Below are 20,825 nucleotides of genomic sequence, written 5' to 3' on the forward strand. Positions count from 1 at the left end.
GGCGGGTACGACCCCGGCGGGCACGGCCCCGGCGGGTACAGCCCCGGCGCCGGGCTGGACCCGCAGGCGACCCCGGGCCGGGTCGAACCGGCCGAACCACAGCGCCCCCAGCGTCGCCAGCACGACCGCGACCAGGACGAACACGATCCGCCCCCCGACGAAGCCGGCGGAGAGGTCCAGCCCGGACCATTCGAACGTCCGGAGCGGATGGTCCAGGTACATCAGTCCCAGGGCAAACTCGCCGTTGGCCCGGCCGCCGTGTTGGGCCACGATGTCGGCCCGCATCGAATCCCGGATCTCGCCGATGCCGAGCCCACCGAAGAGGTCATCGGTGCCCTGTCCCACGAAGACGAAGACCAGCCAGCCGAAGAACCAGACGACGTTGCCGAGGCCGCCTCGCAGCGGCCGGACCGTCTCGAAGAACACCGCCGCAGCGGCGGTCACCGCCAGGACCGGCAGCGCGATCAGCACGAACGGCACCAGCAACCCGACCGGATCGACGGCCCGGGACTCACCACGCACCAACTGCATCATCAGTGCCGTACCGGCCAAGGCCAGCAGCATCGAGCCGAACACCATCAGGTTGCTGAGCCACTTTCCGGCCAGGTAGGTGGCCATCCGCAGTGGCGTCGCGGCCAGCAGTTGGCCGACCCGGGTCTGCTCGTCGCGGGCCACGGCGTTGCGTACGACGTAGAACCCGCCAAGGGTGAGCCAGAGCATGCCGGCGAGGGCGGTCACCGTACCGACGTAGGCGCTGTCGTAGACGCCCCGGAAGTTGCCGGCGTTCAGGATCACCCAGCGTCCGTCCACAGCCGGCGCCGCCAGGTAGCCCAGGCCGATCGCGGACACCAGGATCGCCAGGTACGCCGGGCGGCGTACCCGCTCGCGGAAGTCGGCCACGGCGAGCGCGCCGAGTACACCCGGCCTCATCGGGGCACCGCCGGCAGTTCGCCGGTGCTCGCCCCTGATCCGGGAACCACACCGAGGTAGACGTCCTCCAGGTCCGGTGGCACTGCGATCGCGTCGGCGGTGGGCGGCCCGCCCGACAGTAGCCGGACCCGTACGCCGGCGGTGGTCCGTACGGTGCGGCTGACCACGTACCGTGCCTGGAGTTGGGCCGCCTCGGCCGGGCCGACCACCGTCTCCCAGACCTGCCCGGTCATCGTGCCCAGCAACTCCTCCGGGGTGCCCCGGCGCCGTAGCCGCCCCTGCGCCATGATCGCGATGTCGTTGGACACCGACTCGATGTCGGAGACGATGTGGGTGGAGAGCAGCACGATACGGTCGGCCGCCAGATCACTGAGCAGGTTGCGGAACCGCACCCGCTCCTCCGGGTCCAGCCCGGCGGTCGGCTCGTCGACGATGATCACCCGAGGGTCGGCCAGCAGGGCCTGGGCGATGCCGACCCGGCGCAGCATGCCGCCGGAGTACCCGCCCAGTGGCCGCTTGGCCGCCTCGGTCAGGTTGACCAGTTCCAGCAGTTCGTCGATACGGCTGCGGGCGGACCGGGCGGACAGTCCCTTGACCGCCGCCAGGTAGGACAGGAACTCCCGGGCGGACAGGTGGGGGTAGACACCGAAGTCCTGCGGGAGAAAGCCCAGCGTCTGCCGTAGCTCGTTCGGCCGGGCCACCACGTCGGTGCCGTTGAACAGGATCCTCCCGCTGCTCGGCCGGGTCACCGTCGCGGCGATCCGCAGCAGGGAGGACTTGCCCGCCCCGTTGGGTCCGAGCAGGCCCAGCAGCCCGGTCCCGATCCGCAGGGTCAGTCCGTCGATGGCCCGCTTCTGCCCCCGATAGACCTTCGTGACGTCGATCAATTCCAGTTGCACGTTCTGCTCCCTATCCGGCTTTCCGTACCGTGGCGTTGCCGTTCTCGGCCACCGCGGTGACCACCCGGGGGCTCGCCGGATCGTTCGGCACGGCCGACTTCGCCGTACCGGTGTCGCTGGTGGTGGTGACCCGATAGGTCTCGGCCCCCGCCGGGAGGGTGACCTTGACCGGGCCGGTGCTGGACCGGGCCTCGACCCGGGTCGGCGCGGCGGCGAACGACAGGTCGATGCCGCCATCGGTCGCCTCGGCGGTGACCTCGGCCGACCGGGACCCGGTGACCGTGATGTTCGCGTCGGAGCCGGTCAGCCGCAGCTTGCCGGACGGGTCCTCGACCCGCATCCAGTTGTCCGTCACCCTGATCGTCAGGTCGCCGGGGATCGCCACGGCCCGCACCGGCGCACCGTCGCTGCGCACCTCCACCGCGACCCCCGGCGGCACCTTGACGATGTGCCGCCCGCCACAGTTGATGACCAGGCCACTACAGGTGATCGTCAGCTTCAGCGTGCCGTCGGTCAGCGACCAGGTCGCGTTCTTCCCGGTGGCGGCCTTGCCGGTGAGCGACCGCTGCACCTCGACCGCCTCGCTGGTGCCGGCCACCAGGCGCAGGTCGGCGAGGCTGTTCTCGATGGTCAGCTTCGGGCCGGAGAACGGGAAGCTCTGCGTGTCCTCCCGTTGCTCGTCCCGCGCCGCCAGGTCACTGCAACCGGCCGCGCCGACCAGGGCCGCCACGACGGCGGGGACCAACAGCAGCCGACCCGCCCCGCGTCCTACCGGCAGACCGGTACGCCCCTGCGCTCGTTCAGGCAGTCGCCCTCGGTCCTCTGTTGTCTCCGGCATCACGAATGCCGCCTTTCTGCTGCTCCAACAACGCCGGTTCAGCAGACCAGTCGGGGGGTGGTGTGGGCACTACCAGCAGTTCCCCAAACCGAGGTAGAGCCAGGCATACCCGCTGGCTACGCGCAGGTGGCTGGGCTTCCGGCCAGGCGAGGGCCTAACCTGCCTCGGGTGGACACCCCGGATTCCAGGACAGCACTGGAGGCGATCGGCAGACGACGCCTCCTGCGCAGCGCGTGGCCATGGCGGTCCCTGGCCTACCTGGTGACCGCCCTGCCTCCGGTGTTCACCGCAGTCGTCCTGATGGCCGTCCTCGGGCTCCCCTGGGCTGTGCTCCTGCGCTGGTTGGGCACCCGTGCCGATCAGCCCCTCGGCGAACTGCTCTTCCTCGCCCTGCTCGGCACCGGGCTGATCGTGACCGTCGGTCCGCTGGGGGCGATGCCGTTGGCCGCGCTGGAACGGTCGCGGCTACGCCTCATCGACCACCGGCCGGTCACCGCCGGGCACCGCCCACCGCCGGAGGCCACCCCCTGGGCGTGGCTGCGGACCCGTTACACCGAGGCGGCCACCTGGCGCGAACTGGGCTACCTCTGTCTGATGGCCACCGTGGTCCCGGCGCTGTACGGCGTCGTCGGGCTGGTGGTGCTGCTGCTCGGGGTGTACGTGGTGAGCCCGTTCCTGGTCCACGACGGTGAACCGGTGGCGCTCGGCTTCGGAGAGATCACCACCATCGGTGGGACCCTGCCGTACGCGATCATCAGCCTGCTGCTGCTGCCGACGCTGGTGCCGTACCTGCTGACCGGCCTGGCCGGGGTGCACGGCGCGTTGGCGCGGACGCTGCTGCACGGCGGCTCCGACGAGGGGCTCCGCGCCGAACTGGTCGAGGTGTCCCGGTCCCGGGCCCGGCTGGTGGCCGCCTTCGAGGCGGAGCGCCGCCGGATCGAGCGGGACCTGCACGACGGAGCCCAGCAGAGACTGGTCAGCCTGACCCTGCAACTGGGGTTGGCCCGGCTCGACCTGCCGCCCGGCTCCGCCTCGGCACAGGCCGTGGCCACCGCACATGAACAGGCGAAGCAGCTCATGGCCGAGTTGCGCGAACTCATCCACGGCATCCATCCGCAGGTGCTCACCGACCGTGGGCTCACCGCCGCGGTACAGGAACTCGCCACCCAGGCCGCGATCGAGGTGGTAGTGCACGGTGAACTGCCCGGACGGTTGCCGGACCACATCGAGGCGACGGCCTACTTCGTGGTCGCCGAGGCGCTGACCAACGTCGCCAAGCACAGCGCCGCCACCCGCGCGACCGTGACCGTGCACCGGCATGGTGACCAGCTCGTCCTTGAGGTCGACGACAACGGCCGGGGTGGGGCCGACCCGGCACAGGGCACCGGTCTCACCGGCCTGGCCGACCGGATCGCGGTGGTCGACGGAAGAATGTTGCTGTCCAGCCCGGTCGGTGGACCGACCCGACTACGTGTGGAGTTGCCGTGCGGCTAGACCAGACCCCGATCCGAGTGGTCCTCGCCGAGGACGGTGTGCTGCTGCGCGAAGGGCTCGCCGGGCTGCTGACCCGGTTCGGGTTCGAGGTCGTCGCTGCGGTCGGCGATGCCGAGGCCCTCCTGCGGGCCGTTGCCGAGCATCGTCCTGACCTCGTCGTAACCGACATCCGGATGCCACCGGACCACACCGACGAGGGGCTGCGGGCCGCCGTACAGCTCCGCCGCGCCTATCCGGGGCTCGCTGTCGTCGCACTCAGCCAGTACGTGCAGCAGAGCTACGCCGCCGACCTGCTGGACTCCGGCGACGGGTGCCGGGTCGGCTACCTGTTGAAGGACCGGGTGGTCGACGTCGAGGAGTTCGTCACCGCACTCCGTCAGGTGGTCGACGGGGGCACCGTGGTCGATCCGCAGGTCGTACGTCAACTGCTGCGTCGGCGTAGCGATCCGTTGGCGTCACTGTCCGCCCGGGAACGTGAGGTGCTGGCGCTCGTCGCCGAGGGACACTCCAACGCCGCGATCGCCAGGCTGCTCGTCGTCACGGAGGCGGCGGTCGGAAAACACGTCGGCAACATCCTCGCCAAGCTCAGCCTCCCGCCGACCGACGACAGCAACCGCCGGGTCCTCGCGGTCCTGGCCTATCTGCGCAGCGGCGACGGCACCGCCCGGTAGCCCACAGGGGGAAACCGGCGGTCCCGACTCAGGGCCTCGCCGGCTGGTCGCCCAGTATGCTGCCCCGCTGCGCGGCCCAGTCCAGCGAGTGCCGGATGCCCTCCTCGACGGAGAGTTCCGGCCGCCAGTCGAGCAGCGCGGACGAACGGTCGCTCCGGGTGTACGAGCCGGCCGAGTCGCCGGGGCGGGGGTCGGTTTCGCGTACCCGCAGCGGCCGGTCCGCGACGGATCGGAAGGCGGCGACGAACTCCCGGACGGTGGTGCCGTTCCCGCTGCCGAGGTTGATGGACTCGTGGGACCGGGGCCCCCCGACCGGCAGGATCTCGTCGAAGCGCCGCAGCGCCTGGACGTGCGCCCGGGCCAGGTCCCAGACGTGGATGTAGTCGCGGATTCCCGATCCGTCGCGGGTGGGCCAGTCGACCCCGGTGATCAGGAACTCCCCGTCGTCCTCCAGCGCGGTGATCAGCTTGCCGAGTACGTGGCTGGGGCGACTGACCTGTAGGCCGGTACGAAGTTTGGGATCCGCGCCGATCGGGTTGAAGTAGCGCAGTGACAGGGCCCGTAGCGAGGTGGCCGCGGCGGTGTCCGTCAACACCTGCTCCATCATCACCTTGCTCCGGGCGTACGGGCTCGTCGGGGCGAGTGGGGAGGTCTCGTCGACGGAGAAGTCGTCGCCCGGCTGGTAGATCGCGGCCGAGGAGCTGAACAGGTAGCGCTCGCAGCCGTTGCGCAGCACGTGCTCGATGAAGTCGATCGACTTGGCCACGTTCTCCCGGTAGTAGCGCAGGGGCTGCTCGACCGACTCCGGCACCACGATCAGCGCGGCGGTGTGCACTACCGCTGCGATCCCGGGATGCTCCGCGAAGATCCGGTCGACCAGCGGGCCGTCGGCGATGTCGCCCTGATAGAAGATCCGATCCCGGGTGAACTCGATCCGGCCGGTGGCGAGGTTGTCCAGGATGACCGGTTCCAGGCCCTCGTCGAGGCACGCCGAGGCCACCGTACTGCCGATGAAGCCCGCGCCACCGGCCACCAGTACCTTCACGCCCACCTCCGCATCCCACCATGTTCCGCGCTCAACGTACCGGACCGGGACTCGACACCCGCCCGACCTGCTGTGGCCCGGAGCACACACCACCCTTACACGCTACGGTTACCGACGAGTAGCATTCGGGGGAACGCCCGTGCCGGCGACCTTCATTCGGTCCGTAGTGCCGCCTGTCGGCGCGGAGGCCGAATCATGGTCGAAAAGGAGGCTCCAGTGCCCCGTGAAGTCCGGGATGTCGTCTTCGTGGACGGCGTCCGCACCCCGTTCGGCAAGGCGGGTGGCATGTACGCCAACACCCGCGCCGACGACCTGGTCATCCGCTGCATCCGTGAACTGCTGCGACGCAACCCCCAGTTGCCGCCCGAGCGGGTCGAGGAGGTGGCCATCGCCGCCACCACCCAGATCGGTGACCAGGGCCTGACCATCGGCCGTACCGCCGCGCTGCTGTCCGGCCTGCCCAAGACCGTCCCCGGTTACTCCATCGACCGGATGTGCGCCGGTGCGATGACCGCCGTCACCACCGTGGCCGGCGGCATCGCCATGGGGGCGTACGACGTCGCCATCGCCGGCGGGGTCGAGCACATGGGCCGTCACCCGATGGGTGAGGGCGTCGACCCCAACCCGCGCATCCTGGCCGAAAAGCTGGTCGACCCGTCCGCGCTGGTGATGGGCGCGACCGCGGAGAACCTGCACGACCGGGTTCCGCACATCACCAAGGAGCGGACCGACGCGTTCGCCCTGGCGTCCCAGCAGAAGACCGCCAAGGCGTACGCCAACGGCAAGCTCCAGCCCGACCTGGTCCCGGTAGCCGTCCGTGACCCGGAGACCGGCTGGGGGCTGGCATGCGTCGACGAGGCCCCCCGGGACACGTCGCTGGAGAAGTTGGCCACCCTCAAGACGCCGTTCCGCCCGCACGGCAAGGTCACCGCAGGTAACGCCGCCGGCCTCAACGACGGCGCGACCGCCAGTCTGCTGGCCGCCGAGGACGTCGCCCGCGAACTGGGTCTGCCGATCGCGATGCGGCTGGTGTCGTACGGCTTCGTCGGGGTGGAGCCCGAGGTGATGGGCGTCGGCCCGATCCCGTCCACCGAGAAGGCGCTGCGGATCGCCGGACTCGGCATCGACGACATCGGCCTGTTCGAGCTGAACGAGGCGTTCGCCGTACAGGTGCTGGCCTTCCTCGACCACTTCGGCATCGCCGACGACGACCCCCGGGTCAACCAGTGGGGCGGCGCGATCGCCATCGGCCACCCGCTGGCCTCCTCGGGCGTGCGGCTGATGACCCAGCTCGCCCGGCAGTTCGCCGAGCACCCCGAGGTGCGCTACGGACTCACCGCCATGTGCATCGGCATCGGCATGGGCGGCACGGTCATCTGGGAGAACCCGAACTGGGAGGGCAACAAGTGAGTGACATGTCTCCCTCGGCAACCGCCGCGATCCACAACCCGAACGAGGTCGTGACCAAGGCGCTGCTACGCCTGGTGAACGTACCCGGCCTGGACCGTCCGGCCGCACTGATCACGCTGGACAACGGCTTCGACCACAAGAAGCCCAACTCGCTCGGGCCGGCCGGTCTGGCCAGCCTGGACAGCGCGATCACCGAGGCGCTCGCCGCCGAGCCGGCGTTCGTCGCGATCACCGGTAAGCCGTACATCTTCTGTGTCGGCGCGGACCTGACCGGCATGCCGCTGATCACCACCCGCGAGCAGGCGCTGGAAATCGGGCGGCTGGGCCACCGGGTCTACGCCCGACTCAGGGACAGCACCGTACCGACGTTCGCGTTCGTCAACGGCGCGGCGCTGGGCGGCGGCCTGGAACTGGCGCTGCACTGCCACTACCGGACCGTTTCCGGTGGCGCGGCGGCGCTGGCCCTGCCCGAGGTCTCCCTCGGGCTGGTTCCCGGCTGGGGTGGCACCCAGCTGCTGCCCAACCTGATCGGCATCCCGATGGCCGCCCAGATCATCATCCAGAACCCGCTCACCCAGAAGACGCTCAAGCCGAAGCAGGCCGCCGAGTTCGGCATCGCCGACATCCTGCTGGAGCCGGCCGACTTCCTGGAGCGTTCCCTGGAGTGGGCCGCCGGAGTGGTCAAGGGCGAGATCACCGTGTCCCGGCCCGAGGTCGACAAGGACATGTGGGACGGCGTGCTCTTCTTCGCCAAGCACCAACTCGACCAGCGGCTGCACGGTGCGGTGCCGTCCGCGAACCGGGCGCTGGAGCTGCTCGGCCTGGCCAAGGAGGCGTCGTTCGCCGACGGCACCGCCGCCGAGGACGAGGCCCTGGCCGACCTGTTGATGAGCGAGGAACTGCGCAGCAGCCTCTACTCCTTCGACCTGGTCCAGCGCCGGGCGAAGCGACCGGTCGGCGCACCGGACAGGGAGCTGGCCCGCAAGGTCACCAAGGTGGGCATCGTCGGTGCCGGCCTGATGGCCTCCCAGCTCGCGCTGCTCTTCGCCCGTCGGCTCCAGGTGCCGGTGGTGCTGACCGACCTGGACCAGGCCCGGGTCGACGCCGGTGTGGCGTACGTACACAAGGAGATCGACAAGCTGCTCGGCAAGGGCCGGCTCGACGAGGGTACGGCGGCCAAGCTGCGCGGCCTGGTCACCGGCTCGGTGGACAAGTCCGTCTTCGCCGACGCGAACTTCGTCATCGAGGCCGTCTTCGAGGACCTGTCGGTCAAGAAGCAGGTTTGGGCCGAACTGGAGCAGATCGTCTCCCCGGAGACGGTGCTGGCGACGAACACCTCGTCGCTGTCGGTCAGCGCGATGGCGGCGGACCTGAAGCACCCGGAGCGGGTGGTCGGCTTCCACTTCTTCAACCCGGTCGCCGTACTGCCGCTGCTGGAGATCGTCCGGGGCGAGCAGACCGACGACGCCTCGCTGGCCACCGCCTTCGCGGTCGGCAAGGAGCTGCGCAAGTCCTGCGTGCTGGTGAAGGACGCCCCGGCGTTCGTGGTCAACCGGCTGCTGACCCGCTTCCTCGGTGAGATCTTCGCCGCGGTGGACGCGGGCACGCCGCTGGCGGTGGCCGACAGCGCGCTGGACCCGCTGGGCCTGCCGATGCGGCCACTGGCGCTGCTGCAACTGGTCGGGCCGGCGATCGCGTACCACGTCGGTGGAACGCTGCACGGGGCGTTCCCGGACCGGTTCGGGGTCAGCGACAACCTCAAGCGGATCGCCGAGGCCGGCAAGCCGATCATGGTGGACGACGAGGTCAACCCCGAGGTCGCCGCGCTGCTGGAGGTCGGCGACCAGCCGCTGACCGCCGAGCAGGTACGTCAGCGTGCCCTCGACGCGCTCGCCCAGGAGGTCCGGCTGATGCTGGACGAGGGCGTAGTGGCCGAGGCACAGGACATCGACCTGTGCATGATCCTCGGTGCGGGTTGGCCGTTCCACCTGGGCGGCGTGACGCCGTACCTGGACCGGACCGGCACCGCCGAGCGGGTCACCGGCCGGCGCTTCCTCCCCCAGGGCGTGGCCAGCCTCCCCGCCTGACGTGATGGCAAGGAGGGTCCCTTCCTATCGCTTCCTGCGCAGGAAGGGGCCCTCCTTGCATCTACTCCGGCTGGCGGAGGTTCTTCCCGATGGTCGACCGGGTACGCCGGGTGCGGCGTACCCGGTCGACCATCGGCGAACCGTCAGCCGGCCCGCTCGGCGGCGCTACGTAGCACGCAGAACTCGTTGCCCTCCGGGTCGGCCAGCACCACCCATCCGGCACCGTCCGGTCTGCGGTGGTCGGCCACCTGGGTCGCGCCCAGCGCGATGATCCGTTCTACCTCTTCGTCCCGGGTACGGTCATCCGGCTGGAGACACATGTGCAGCCGGTTCTTGATCGTCTTTCCCTCGGGGACCTGCTGGAAGAAGACGATCGGCCCTGCTCCGTCCGTGGGCAGGAGCATCGCCTCCGGGTCGCCGGGCTGGGCGTCCGCGTGCCGGGAACAACGGAGCACCTCAGCCCAGAAGCCGGACAGGGCGTACGTGTCAGCACAGTCGAAACAGATGTTGTAGATACGGGAACTCATCGATTCTCCAGGTTGGATGAACTGCGCCCCGCGAAGAACCGGATCGTCAGCGGGAACCGAAGCGAGGCGCGGGACTGGTCATGACGAACATCGACCGCACCTCCTTCCCCTGTCACAGGCTGACAGCCGCAACCTTACCGATGCCGGCGAGCACCCACAAAACCAGTGACGCCGACCCACCGGGTCGACGTGGCACCGATCGGCATCACCGCACAGCGTTAGACGGACCGGTCCCGACCGCCGCCGGCGCGGCCAGGACCGGAGTGGTCCGGGCGGCCGGCAGGGTCACGGTGACTTCCAGCCCGCCGCCGGGCTGGGCGACGGCGTTCACCGTTCCCCCGTGCGCGTCACAGACCGCCCGTACGATCGACAGCCCGAGACCGGACCCGCGGGCCCCGGTACGTTCCCGGCCGCCCCGCCGGAACGGCTCGAACAGGCCGGGCACGTCCACCTGCTCCACCTCGAAGCCGGTGTTGCCCACCACCAGGCACACCTGCTCCGCGTCGGCGCTGGTCCGAACCCACAACCGACCGTGCAGGTGGTTGTAGCGCACCGCGTTCTCCACCAGGTTGCCAGCCAACCGTTCGAGCAGTCCCGGATCGCCGACCACCGGGGCCGGGTCCAGCTTCGTGACGACCTCGAGCTTGAGCCGGGTGGCCTCGACCCGTACCGCGGACAGCGCGGCACTCACCCCGTCCGCCAGGTCGACGGGGAGCTTGCGCCCCAGCCGACCTCCCGACTGGGCCTCGCTACGGGCCAGTACCAGCAGCGCGTCGACCAGCCCGTTGGCCCGTTCGGAGGCGTCCCGGACCACGATCCCCATCCGCCGCAGTTCGGCCACGTCCGCCTCGTCGTCGGCCAGCGTCACGTCGATCTCGGTACGCATCACCGCCAGCGGAGTACGCAGTTCGTGCGACGCGTTGGCCACGAACCGCTTCTGCGCCTCGAACGCCTCACCGATCCGGTCCAGCATCGCGTCGAAGGTGTCGGCCAGCTCCGCCACCTCGTCGTCCGTACCGGTGTAGCGGATGCGCTGGTCGAGGGTCTCCTCGCCGAGCCGCCGGGCGGTCGAGGTGACCCGGTGCAACGAGCGCAACGACCGGCCGGCTACGGCGTACGCACCCGCCACGCCGACCACACTGATCGCCAACAGGGCAACCAGCCCCTTGGCCAGCAGTTCCCGGGACGCGCTGTGGACCAGTTGCTGCTGCCACTGGCGGGCGTCCATCGTCTCGCCGTTGGCCAGCACGACCGTGTTGCCGGCGTGCAGTTCGTCGGTCGGGCGTAACGCGTCACCGACCAGTAGCCAGGCCAGCAGCACCAGGATCGCCCCGGCACCGACCAGCAGGACACCATTGAGGAGGGTCAACCGCAGTCGTAGCGTCGGCCGCAGCCAGGGGCGTCCGCGACGCAGGTGGCCGGTCATGCGCCGACCTGCCCCGGCAGCTGCCCCTCCAGCACCCGGTAGCCCGCGCCCACCACGGTCTCGATCAACGGTGGCTCACCGAGCTTCTTGCGCAGGGTCATCACGGTCACCCGGACGATCGTGGTGAACGGATCGGTGTTGGCGTCCCAGACACGTTCGAGCAGTTCCTCACTGGAGACCACCGCCCCTCGGGCCTTGAGCAGTTCCTCCAGCACCCCGAACTCCTTGCGGGTCAGGTCCACCGGTACGCCGGCGCGGGTGGCCACCCGCCGGGCCGGATCGACGACCAGGTCCGCCACCGCCAGTACGGGCGGTGCGGCCGGCGTCGCCCGCCGGCCCAGGGCCCGGACCCGGGCGACCAGTTCGTCGAAGGCGAACGGCTTGGGCAGATAGTCGTCGGCCCCCAGTTGCAGGCCCTCGACCCGGTCGGCGACCGTACCACTGGCGGTCAGCATGAGGACCCGGGTCAGGGTTCCGGAGCTGACCAGGTCGGCACAGATCTGGTCACCGTGCATGCCGGGCAGGTCCCGGTCGAGCACCAGTACGTCGTACCGGGTGACGAAGGCCATCTCGTGCCCCACGGAGCCGTCGTAGGCGACGTCCACCGCCATTCCCTTGCGGCGCAGGCCACGCACGATCGCGTCGGCGAGATTGCGCTCATCCTCGACCACCAGTACCCGCACAGCGGCCCTCCCGAGTCCGTCTCCCGAGCCCGGTGCCCCAGCGGGACCGGATTGCGTCAACGCTAGTTCGACGCTGGAAGACAACCTACTCACGGTGGCCAAACCCGCAGGCCGGCCCGCCCTCCCGGACCATTGCAAAAAATCTTCTGGTGCGGAATGCTTCGCGACATCGATCTTCAGCACGAACGGGAGTGATGGTGGAACCGGTCCAGCGCGACGTCGCCTACCGGGGCTTCCGGACCGCTGCGGACTTCGCCACCGGCACCTTCCTCGGTACGGAACTGTCCGGTTCCGGCGTCATCCTGACCGACCCGGTGGAACAGGTCGGCCACACCGACGCGGGGACCGGGATCACCGGTACCTACGACCTCGCCACCTGGACCTCCCCACCGGTCACCCCTGGCTTCACCGCCACCGAGGTGATCCCCTCCTGGACCGCGGACACCCCCGGGAACAGCTGGATCCAGGTCGACCTGCGGGGCACCACCGACACCGGTACGACGACCAGGTGGTACACCCTGGCCCGCTGGGCAGCCGACGACACCGTCATCCGGCGGGCCTCCGTACCCGGTCAGGCCGATGCCAACGGCTCCGTCGCCGCCGACACCCTGACGACGGCCAGCGGCTGCGGGGTGACCGACTGGCAACTCCGGGTCACCCTGCTCCGCCCGTCCGGTACGACGCTCACCCCGACCCTGCGCTCGGTCGGTGCCGCCGCCTCCGGCCCGGCCTGCACCGTGAGCACGCCGTCGGCGGTCACTGCGCCGGGCGCAGTGACCGGGCAGGCCGCCCCGGGCACGTCAGCCGCCGGAACCGGGTCACGCACCGCCCGGGGGCTGACCCTGGACGTGCCGGCCTTCTCGCAACGGACACATGCCGGGCACTATCCACAGTGGGGCGGTGGTGGGGAGGCCTGGTGCAGCCCCACCTCGACCTCGATGGTGCTGGCCTACTGGGGCGTCGGGCCGGTCCCCGAGGACTATGCCTGGGTGGACCGGGGGGATCCCCGGCCGATGGTCGACCACGCTGCCCGGCAGTGCTTCGACTACGCCTACCAGGGTGCGGGAAACTGGCCCTTCAACACCGCCTACGCCGGCCGGTACGGGCTGGACACCTTCGTCACCCGGTTGCGATCGCTGGCCGAGGCGGAGTCGTTCATCGCCTCGGGCGTGCCGTTGATCGTGTCCGCCTCGTACCGCAGGGGGGAGATCCCCGGTCTGGACTACGACACCAGGGGACACCTGCTGGTGCTCGTCGGGTTCACCGCGGCCGGCGATCCGGTGTTGAACGATCCGTACTCGCCGACGGATCAGACGGTGCGCAAACCCGTGGACCGGAACCGGTTCGAGGCGGCCTGGCAGGGTGCCAGCGGCGGCCTGGTCTACGTGATCCGCCCGGAGACGGTGCCGCTGCCCGCCCCACCGGCCCAGGCGAACTGGTAGCTGGACGGGTCGGCTAGGCCGGCAGTCGCCACACCATGATCGCCCCGTCGGACCGCCGACAGATCAGCACGCCGGTACCACCGTCCGGGTGGACGTAGCAGTCACCGGAGACGTCCCGTACCACCAGCACGATCCGGGCCTTCTGTTTCGCCAGATCCAGCCAGGCGATCCAGGCCCGGCCGTCCGAATCCGACCGGATGGCAGCGACGGGTCTGCCGTCGGCCACCGGGCCGGCGATGTTCCACCGGCCCAACTCACCCAGCACCCGACCGGTGTCGGAGGCCAGCACGGCCAGCATCGGAGGCCGCCGGGTCAGGTCCGCCTCGGTGGCCAGCAGGTAGCCGTCGAGCGACGAGACCATGCCCCACTTTGCGTCCGCCCACCGGTCCTTTCCGGTCGACGCGTCCACCGCCCAGATTCCACCCGATGGATGGAAGAAACACAATGAATCGCCGCAGTCGATGGGCCCGAACACCCGGTTCCGGTCTCGTTGAATCGTCCAGCGGTGCTCCAGCCGGTCCAGCCCGTACGCGGTGATCTGGTCGTTGTCGCCGGGTGCGATCAGCAGGTCACCGACGATGTAGGGCATCCGTTGCTGGTCCTCCGGCAGGCGGGGCGGCAGGTCGATCGCCCGGATCAACGCGCCCGTCGTCATCTCCCGGAGCTCCACCCGGCCCGATGGCAGTCCCACCATGATCTGCGATATCCGCTCCGTGCCGGACGAGTAGGAGAAGGACGTGGACAGCGTCGCACCGGCGGGCACCCGGTGCGACCACACGACACTGCCCGATGCCGGATCCACCGCCATCAACATGCTCGGCTGCTGGTTGCGCACCTCCCCGTCGCGCAGGAGCAGAACGTCGCCGGTGCCGATTCCGGCCAGGGTGGCCGGATGCCGCCAGGAGAGTGCACCCGTCTTCGGGTCCACGGCCGCCGTCTCGCCGGTCTCCCCCGGCTCGCGGGAGGCGGTCAGGATCAGACGTCCGCTCAACAGGCCGTAGATGGTCGGTTGCCCGACCATCGGCGGGCTCTGCCACAGCCGCCGGCCGTCCGACGCCCGGATCGCGCTGATCTGCCCTCCGTCCTCGGTCGGCTCGGAGAGGAACAGCCGGTCCCCCTCGATCGTCAACTGCGCGCCCAGTCGGGCTGGAATCACCAATTCGGGCAGGTACCGGGGCAGGGGGTCACCGGCGGTGACGACGGCCAGCAGCAGGATCAGTACCAGGATCAGCCGGGGCCACCTCAGGGACAGCCACCGGGGCAGCCTCGGCTCGGTGTCGAGCGGGACCTCGTCACGACGTTCGCCCAGCTCGATGATGACCATCGCACTTCCTCCCCAGGTCGTGCAGGTTCTGTGGACGCTACGCCAGCATCCGCAATGGTCCCGGCAAATCACCCAACATGCGCCTGTACGATGGCGCGTCGTGGCTGTCCCAGTAATCGACAATTCCTCGGATGCCGAGTCCGCGTCCACCGAACCGACCCGGTCCGGCTGGCGGCGCAGATTCCGCCCTCCGGCTCGCGCCGATCTGCTGGCCATCGGAGCGTACGTCCTTCTCGGTGTCTTCGTGTGCGCCAAGTACTGGGCAGACATCGACCACCGAGTATCTTCGCACCTACCCACCGACCACAGCTGGTTCGAATGGCTGTTCTCGCACGGGGCCTACTCGGTGCGCCATCTGGAGAACCCGCTCTTCTCACTGCGGCAGAACGCGCCCGACGGCGTCAACATGATCGCCAACACCTCGATACTGGGTGTCACCCTGCCAATGGCGCCGATCACCATGCTGTTCGGTCCGCAGGTCGCCTACGCGCTCTACCTCGGTGGGGCGCTGGCCGCGACGGCAGCCACCTCGTACTGGATGCTCTCCCGCCACCTGGTCACCTCTCGGACGGCGGCCTTCATCGGTGGGGCGTTCCTCGGCTTCGCGCCGGGTGTCATCCACCACGCCAACGGGCAGCCGAACTTCGTGTCCAACTTCCTCCTCCCGGTGATCGTCGTCCGGGTGCTACGCCTGGGTGAACCGGGCCGCTGGCTGCGCAACGGGGTGGCCCTTGGCCTGCTGGTGGCGTACCAGATCTTCATCAACGAGGAGATGCTGCTACTCACCGCGCTCGCGATGGCGGTCATCGTCGTGCTGTACGCCGTACAGCGGTGGTCGGCGATGCGGGCGCAACTTCGTACGTTCCTGCTTGCCCTCGGTGTCGGTGGCGGGCTGGCCCTGCTGCTCACCGCCTACCCGATCTGGTTCCAGTTCAACGGTCGGCAGTCCTCCCGGGGCCTACAGGATGGCGTGTTCCACAGCTGGGGCGAGGACCTGAAGGCATTCGTGACCTTCGCCCGGGACACCGTCGCCGGTTCGCCCGAGGTGGAGCAGACCATCGGATTGACCGAGCAGAACAGTTGGTTCGGCTGGCCACTGGTCATCCTCACCCTGGTCGCCATCGTGCTGCTCTGGCGGGGCTCGCTGGCCGCCCGGATCGCGGGAATCGTGGCCATCTTCTTCACCGTCGTCTCGCTCGGGCCGTACCTGCGGTTCGACGGCGAGGTGACCGAGATTCCGGGACCGTGGCACTACCTTCCCACGGACCTGCCACTGGTCGAGATGATGATGCCCACCCGGATGGCGCTGGTCGTCACCGGAGCCGTGGGTGTGCTGTTGGCCCTGGCCTGGGACCGTGTGGCGACCATGCACCAGCGCGCCGGGTCCGCCGATCCGCGTCGTCGCGGGCTGAGCTTCGTCGGGTACGCGGCCGTCCTGCTGGCCGTACTGCCGCTGTTCCCCCGGCCCCTGCCGGCCCAGCACGTCGACGCACCTCCGAAGTTCATCACCTCCGGCGCGTGGCGGCCGTACGTGCCGGACGGACGTACGCTCGTGCCGGTGCCGATCCCCAGCAACGTGCACGGCCTGTCGACGTTGCGGTGGAGCGCCCTGACCGGGCACGAGTTCCCGGTGCCCGGCGGCTACTTCATCGGCCCCGGGCCGGCGGGTGAGGGCATGTTCGGAGCACCGACCCGACCGACCACCGGTCTGATCTACACGACCATGGACCGCGACGAGGTCCCGCCGATCACCGAGGAAAACCGGCAACAGGCGCTCGAGGACCTACGCTACTGGCGGGCCTCGGTGGTGGTGCTCGGCGAGCATCCGGACGCCGAGGTGCTACAGCGGCTGATGACCGAACTGCTGGGTCCGGGGCAACGGGTCGACGACGTCTGGCTCTGGGACGTACGTCCTCAGGTGCCGTAACGACTCCCTGCCCGGGGCAGCAGGTCCGGTTCCGCTGCTCTGCTTCCGTATCCGAGACGGGTGCCGTCCGATCGTCGGACGGCACCCGTTCGGCTCTGCCCGTAGGTGGCCGCAGCACCGGTCGGTCGACCTGGGCGCACAACCGAGGCAGCTCGACAGCCTCTGCACCAGGCTCCCCGACCGAGTGCCCGGAAGGTCCCGGCGGGAAGCGTGATCCCGGTGAGAGTGACCTCGTCAGCCCACCCGGTCCCGTACGTCCCACACCCACGCACCGGAGATCTCCCGGCTCGGCCCGAGCAGCCGGTCGACGGTCTCCTTGACCGGATAGCCGTTGTGCAGACCGCCCTGCACCACGATCGCCGCCCGCCAGTGCCGCAGGTCCTCGATCGCCTGTCGACGGTGCTCGTCGGTGATCTCGGGGACCCGCCCGGTACGGGCCACCTCACCGAGCAGCACCGCCGTCGGACGATCGACCGGTCCCCACCGGGCGGTACGGTCGTCCGGCCCGGTGGGGCCGATGAAGTAGCCGCCCGGTGCGGTGAACGCCAACCCGGTACGGGCCGACCAGAGCATGCCGGCCGTCGCCTCCCCACCACCGGTCGGCGGGACCGGCACGAGGGTACGCCCCGGTGGTACGTACGATCGCCATTCCCCGCTGGCAACGAAGTCCGGGACGGGCCACACCGGGTCGGCCCGGATGGGTGTGGGTGCCAACGGCAGCAACACGGCGACGACCGCACCGGTCCAGAGCAGCCGGATCGGCACCCGCGCGGGTGCGGCGGCGGGCGCCGGGGTGGACGTCGGATCAGCGTCGGGCACCCGACGGTGGACCTGGTCGATGGAGATGGCGATCAGGATCGCCACGACCGGGATGCAGATGAGCGGAAAGCGGGCCGGCACCGCCAGATCGATCAGGGGAAGTCCGGCAATCAGCCGGTAGGGTCCCGGAACTCCGGTGGCCACGCCGTTGAACCGGATCTCCGACCCCAGCGACAGCGCCGCGAAGATGAGCCCACAGACCGCGACCGCCTTGACCATCGGACGACGCCACAGCCAGATCACCACGACCGCGCAGAGCACGATGAGGGCCAACCCGAAGAAGGAGTTCTCCTCGGTCGGGTTCGGTGACAGCAGGCGGGAGGCCTGTTCGTGGCCGGTGATCGACTGCCGGCCCGTGGTGGTGAACGAGCTCAGGTCGAGCGCGTACGCCTCCTTGTTGAACGGCAGTCCCCGGTAGTGGCCCGGCCCGAAGAACTGGTACCACAGCGGATAGGCCAGCAGCACCAGTGCCGTCCCCGCCCCGACCGCCAACCGGCCGAGGACCGCCTTCACCATGCGCCGTGCCGCCGTCCGGTCGGCCACCGCGTACGCGATCGTGAACACGCCGCAGGCCAACGCCAGGAAGAGCAGCACCTCCTCGGCAAGGAACACCTGGTAGCTCACCAGCAACCCGAGCAGCAGCCCCTGCCGGAGCACCCGGCCGGTCCCGGGACTGAACACGATCCACAGAATGGCCGGCACCAGGAACTGGGCGATCATGTGCAGGTGCCCGCCGGCCTGCGAGATCATGCCGGGCGCGAAGCCGCAGAACAGCCCGCCGACCGCAGCGGCGAACCGGGACCGGACCAGCCGGCGGGACAACAGCAGGTACCACCCGGCGGAGGTCCCCGCCAGGGACAGGATCATGGCCAGTACGAACGTGGCCTGCGAGCCGAACAACAGGGTCACCGGGGTCAGCGGGATGCCGAACCCGAGCACCGAGATGTTCGCCATCAGGTTGATCCCGTCCGGCGCGTTGAGCTGGCTGCTGTAGAACGGGTTCTCCCAGTCGGTCACCGCCCGGGCGGCCCTGGCCAGCATCCACTCCAGCAGCATCTGGTCGTTCTCCATGTGGACCATCCGCTCGGGATGCCACAACCGCCCGGTGCTGTAGAGCGCGGCCAGCAGGTAGCCACAGATCACCGCCGCGTCCGTACGCCATCGCCGGAACGCCCGGGCACCACGCCGCAACCAGATGCCGGGTCGGCCCCATGCGCCGAACCGCCACCGTCCACGCCCACCACTGGCGGGGGTCGCGGTATCGGAGACCGCGACCCCGCTGGCGTTTCGCGTGGCTGGTTCAGCCACGGTCACCCGTACGTGTAACGGCCACCACCGGTGGACGTACGGCGCCCGGCCGACTCATCAGACCTTCCTGCCGGTCAACTCGCGGACGTCCCAGAGCCAGACGTCGGACTGCCGTCGGGCCGGGCCGACCAGTTGCTCGACGGTACGACGCAGCGGTTCCACGTTCTGCTGGCTCAACGGCAGCACCAGGATCGCCGTGTTCCAGTGCCGCAGTTCGTCCAGTGCCCGGCGACGCTGCCGTTCCGACAGCTTGGGAACCCGACCCGTGGTAGCCACCTCCTCCAGGATGCTCTCCAGACCGTTGGGCCGCCCACCGAACCGGCCCGGATCGCCGGTGTTCCCGTTGCGCGGGGCCAGGAAGTAGCCACCCGGAATCTTGAAGTCCAGGTTGGTCGACGCCGCCCACCGCATGCTGTGCGTCGCGCCCATCGCCGGTACCGGCACCGCCACCAGTGTCTGGTCCTCCGTCACGTACGGCCGCCACTGGCCGGAGGTGATGAACTTCGGCACCGGGGGCCGGGAGCCCACCTTCAACGGCATCGGCAGGATCGGCACGAACGCGATGGCCAGCGCCGCCGCCAACACACCACGCAGGGCACGGCGGTTGGCCACCTCCAGGCGCCAGGCCCGGTCGACGGCGAGGGCCAGTAGCAGCGCCACGGTCACACTGGTGATCATCCCGAACCGGGTCGGTACCACCGCGTCCAGCAACGGCGCCTTGACCAGCAGTTCCCACGGGCCCCAGATGAGTTCCCGGTCCCAGTAGGAGATCCGCTCACCGAGGGACAGCACCGCGAAGAACGCACCGGTGAACGCCAACGCCCGGACGATCATCTCACGGCGCAGCCAGACCACGATCGCCACGACGATCAGTGCCAGCCCCCAACCGAAGAACGCGTTCTCCTCGGAGTAGTTGGGCGCGAGGTTGGCGTTGGCGCGTTCGTTGCCGCCGATGGTCGGTGAACCCGGGCTGAAGAAGGCGGCCAGGTCGTTTCCGTAGTCCTGCACCGCGTCGCTCAGGCCGTGGTACGCCTGCGGGCCGGCGAACTGCACGTAGAGCGGGTACGCCAGCAGCGCACCGGCGAGGACCGCGCACACCGCGACCCCGATGCCCAGTGGCCGCCAGGCCGTCAACCACCGCCGGGGCTGCTGCACCAGTACGGCCAGGAGGAACACCCCGCAGGCCATGGCGGTGAAGAGCAGGATCTCCTCGTTGATGAATGCCTGGTAGGTGACCAGGAGCGCCAGCACGATCCCGTCGCGGATCGGCCGGGTCGAGCGGGTCAGCAGGATGACCCGCCACACGATGAACGGCAGCAGGAACTGCGAAATGATGTTCGGGTGCCAGTTGGCATGGGACAGCATCGCCGGAGAGAACCCACAGAACCAACCGCCCACGATCGCGGCGACCGGGTTGCTGACCACATGCCGCGAGATCACGTAGTACCAGGCCGAGGCGGTTCCGGCGAGGCCCAGGGTCACCAGCACCACGAACGAGACGGCGGGCCCGAAGAGCAGGGTCACCGGCACCATGGGAATGCCCAACGCCAGGATGGCGGTGTTGGCCATCAGGTTGACGCCGTCGGGATAGTTCAGTTGCTCGGTGAAGAACGGAAACTCGCCGTGCAGCACCACACGCACCGAATGGGCGAGGAAGTACTGCACCTGGGCGGGGTCGCTGCTGTAGAGCGAGGCGACCCGACCGGCCGGGTCGATCCAGATCTGGCTGGTCGTCCAGAGTGCGGTGAGCAGGAAGAAGCCGTACACGGCGACGTCACGCCGCCAGGTCGGCCAACGCGGGCTCCGGGTGGTCGGCGCGTCGTCGGCACCCGACGACCGGGCCGGCTGTCCAGCTGGACCGGACGCCTCCCTGTGCCCGGCTCCGGATCCGGTCCCGGATTGCGTCTTTCCAGTTCCGGATTGATCCTGCCCGGTCCCGGACGGGGAATCCGGTACAGGCATCGGACTCTCATCGATGGCCGCAGAGCCATCGGA

General features: G+C 69.7%; 15 protein-coding genes and 1 pseudogene. 6 read left to right on the forward strand and 10 right to left on the reverse strand.

The features are described from left to right. The 3 genes and pseudogenes from ACFQ4H_RS01920 to ACFQ4H_RS01930 all read right to left on the reverse strand — a co-directional run. A pseudogene (locus ACFQ4H_RS01920) lies at nt 1-930 on the reverse strand (hypothetical protein); the annotation flags it as partial. After that, entirely contained in the window at nt 927-1,829 is a 903-nt protein-coding gene (locus ACFQ4H_RS01925) for an ATP-binding cassette domain-containing protein (RefSeq protein WP_377566240.1), read from the reverse strand. The gene ACFQ4H_RS01925 and the pseudogene ACFQ4H_RS01920, both read right to left, overlap by 4 nt. Nucleotides 1,830-1,839: 10 nt before the next feature. Beyond that, nucleotides 1,840-2,667, reverse strand: a complete 828-nt coding sequence (locus ACFQ4H_RS01930; protein ID WP_377566242.1) for a DUF4097 family beta strand repeat-containing protein — start codon at nt 2,665-2,667, stop codon at nt 1,840-1,842. Nucleotides 2,668-2,835: 168 nt separating this feature from the next. On the opposite strand from ACFQ4H_RS01930, the gene ACFQ4H_RS01935 reads away from it, so the two are divergent. Beyond that, a complete protein-coding gene (locus tag ACFQ4H_RS01935) occupies nt 2,836-4,161 on the forward strand; it encodes a sensor histidine kinase (protein ID WP_377566244.1) in 1,326 nt (441 codons plus the stop codon). Then, the gene (locus tag ACFQ4H_RS01940) at nt 4,152-4,832 is read left to right on the forward strand and encodes a response regulator transcription factor (protein WP_449289014.1); all 681 of its coding nucleotides are present in this window, start codon (nt 4,152-4,154) and stop codon (nt 4,830-4,832) included. The genes ACFQ4H_RS01935 and ACFQ4H_RS01940 overlap by 10 nt, the downstream gene beginning before the upstream one ends. 28 nt (nt 4,833-4,860) lie before the next feature. Here the strand turns inward: ACFQ4H_RS01940 and galE are convergent, their stop codons facing one another. Next, nucleotides 4,861-5,877 carry a UDP-glucose 4-epimerase GalE gene (galE, locus tag ACFQ4H_RS01945; protein WP_377566246.1) on the reverse strand — a complete coding sequence of 339 codons (1,017 nt, stop codon included), beginning with the start codon at nt 5,875-5,877 and terminating at the stop codon, nt 4,861-4,863. Between the two features lie 216 nt (nt 5,878-6,093). Here galE and ACFQ4H_RS01950 point away from each other — a divergent pair, with 216 nt between their 5' ends. Beyond that, complete coding sequence (locus tag ACFQ4H_RS01950; RefSeq protein ID WP_377566248.1) at nt 6,094-7,287, forward strand: thiolase family protein; 1,194 nt, start codon at nt 6,094-6,096, stop codon at nt 7,285-7,287. A 5-nt stretch (nt 7,288-7,292) separates the two neighbouring features. After that, nucleotides 7,293-9,374, forward strand: coding sequence for a 3-hydroxyacyl-CoA dehydrogenase NAD-binding domain-containing protein (locus tag ACFQ4H_RS01955; protein WP_377566655.1), 2,082 nt, complete (start codon nt 7,293-7,295; stop codon nt 9,372-9,374). A 143-nt stretch (nt 9,375-9,517) separates the two neighbouring features. Here the strand turns inward: ACFQ4H_RS01955 and ACFQ4H_RS01960 are convergent, their stop codons facing one another. From ACFQ4H_RS01960 to ACFQ4H_RS01970, 3 genes are all read right to left on the reverse strand, one after another. Beyond that, nucleotides 9,518-9,901, reverse strand: coding sequence for a VOC family protein (locus ACFQ4H_RS01960; protein WP_377566250.1), 384 nt, complete (start codon nt 9,899-9,901; stop codon nt 9,518-9,520). A gap of 205 nt (nt 9,902-10,106) precedes the next feature. After that, on the reverse strand, nt 10,107-11,327 hold the full coding sequence (locus tag ACFQ4H_RS01965; protein WP_377566252.1) for a sensor histidine kinase: 1,221 nt from the start codon (nt 11,325-11,327) through the stop codon (nt 10,107-10,109). Then, the gene (locus ACFQ4H_RS01970; RefSeq protein ID WP_377566254.1) at nt 11,324-12,010 is read right to left on the reverse strand and encodes a response regulator transcription factor; all 687 of its coding nucleotides are present in this window, start codon (nt 12,008-12,010) and stop codon (nt 11,324-11,326) included. The genes ACFQ4H_RS01965 and ACFQ4H_RS01970 overlap by 4 nt, the downstream gene beginning before the upstream one ends. A gap of 197 nt (nt 12,011-12,207) precedes the next feature. Here ACFQ4H_RS01970 and ACFQ4H_RS01975 point away from each other — a divergent pair, with 197 nt between their 5' ends. Beyond that, nucleotides 12,208-13,452 carry a C39 family peptidase gene (locus ACFQ4H_RS01975; RefSeq protein ID WP_377566256.1) on the forward strand — a complete coding sequence of 415 codons (1,245 nt, stop codon included), beginning with the start codon at nt 12,208-12,210 and terminating at the stop codon, nt 13,450-13,452. A 13-nt stretch (nt 13,453-13,465) separates the two neighbouring features. Here the strand turns inward: ACFQ4H_RS01975 and ACFQ4H_RS01980 are convergent, their stop codons facing one another. Further along, entirely contained in the window at nt 13,466-14,776 is a 1,311-nt protein-coding gene (locus ACFQ4H_RS01980) for an outer membrane protein assembly factor BamB family protein (RefSeq protein WP_377566258.1), read from the reverse strand. Nucleotides 14,777-14,876: 100 nt separating this feature from the next. Here ACFQ4H_RS01980 and ACFQ4H_RS01985 point away from each other — a divergent pair, with 100 nt between their 5' ends. Beyond that, a complete protein-coding gene (locus ACFQ4H_RS01985; RefSeq protein ID WP_377566260.1) occupies nt 14,877-16,703 on the forward strand; it encodes a hypothetical protein in 1,827 nt (608 codons plus the stop codon). A gap of 234 nt (nt 16,704-16,937) precedes the next feature. Here ACFQ4H_RS01985 and ACFQ4H_RS01990 read toward each other — a convergent pair whose 3' ends face one another. Together ACFQ4H_RS01990 and ACFQ4H_RS01995 are read right to left on the reverse strand one after the other, a co-directional pair. After that, a complete protein-coding gene (locus ACFQ4H_RS01990) occupies nt 16,938-18,830 on the reverse strand; it encodes a hypothetical protein (protein WP_377566262.1) in 1,893 nt (630 codons plus the stop codon). Nucleotides 18,831-18,887: 57 nt separating this feature from the next. Then, nucleotides 18,888-20,792, reverse strand: a complete 1,905-nt coding sequence (locus tag ACFQ4H_RS01995; protein WP_377566264.1) for a hypothetical protein — start codon at nt 20,790-20,792, stop codon at nt 18,888-18,890. Nucleotides 20,793-20,825 lie beyond the last annotated feature (33 nt).

The organism is Micromonospora sonneratiae, from assembly GCF_042679305.1.
Lineage (GTDB): Bacteria > Actinomycetota > Actinomycetes > Mycobacteriales > Micromonosporaceae > Micromonospora_H > Micromonospora_H sonneratiae.

What these genes read in the sequence shown, in the direction of transcription:
- ACFQ4H_RS01930 (WP_377566242.1), bottom strand. Translation starts at nt 2,667, where the DNA reads ATGCCGGAGACAACAGAGGACCGAGGGCGACTGCCTGAACGAGCGCAG.
- ACFQ4H_RS01955 (WP_377566655.1), top strand. Translation starts at nt 7,293, where the DNA reads ATGTCTCCCTCGGCAACCGCCGCGATCCACAACCCGAACGAGGTCGTG.
- ACFQ4H_RS01960 (WP_377566250.1), bottom strand. Translation starts at nt 9,901, where the DNA reads ATGAGTTCCCGTATCTACAACATCTGTTTCGACTGTGCTGACACGTAC.
- ACFQ4H_RS01965 (WP_377566252.1), bottom strand. Translation starts at nt 11,327, where the DNA reads ATGACCGGCCACCTGCGTCGCGGACGCCCCTGGCTGCGGCCGACGCTA.
- ACFQ4H_RS01980 (WP_377566258.1), bottom strand. Translation starts at nt 14,776, where the DNA reads ATGGTCATCATCGAGCTGGGCGAACGTCGTGACGAGGTCCCGCTCGAC.
- ACFQ4H_RS01995 (WP_377566264.1), bottom strand. Translation starts at nt 20,792, where the DNA reads ATGCCTGTACCGGATTCCCCGTCCGGGACCGGGCAGGATCAATCCGGA.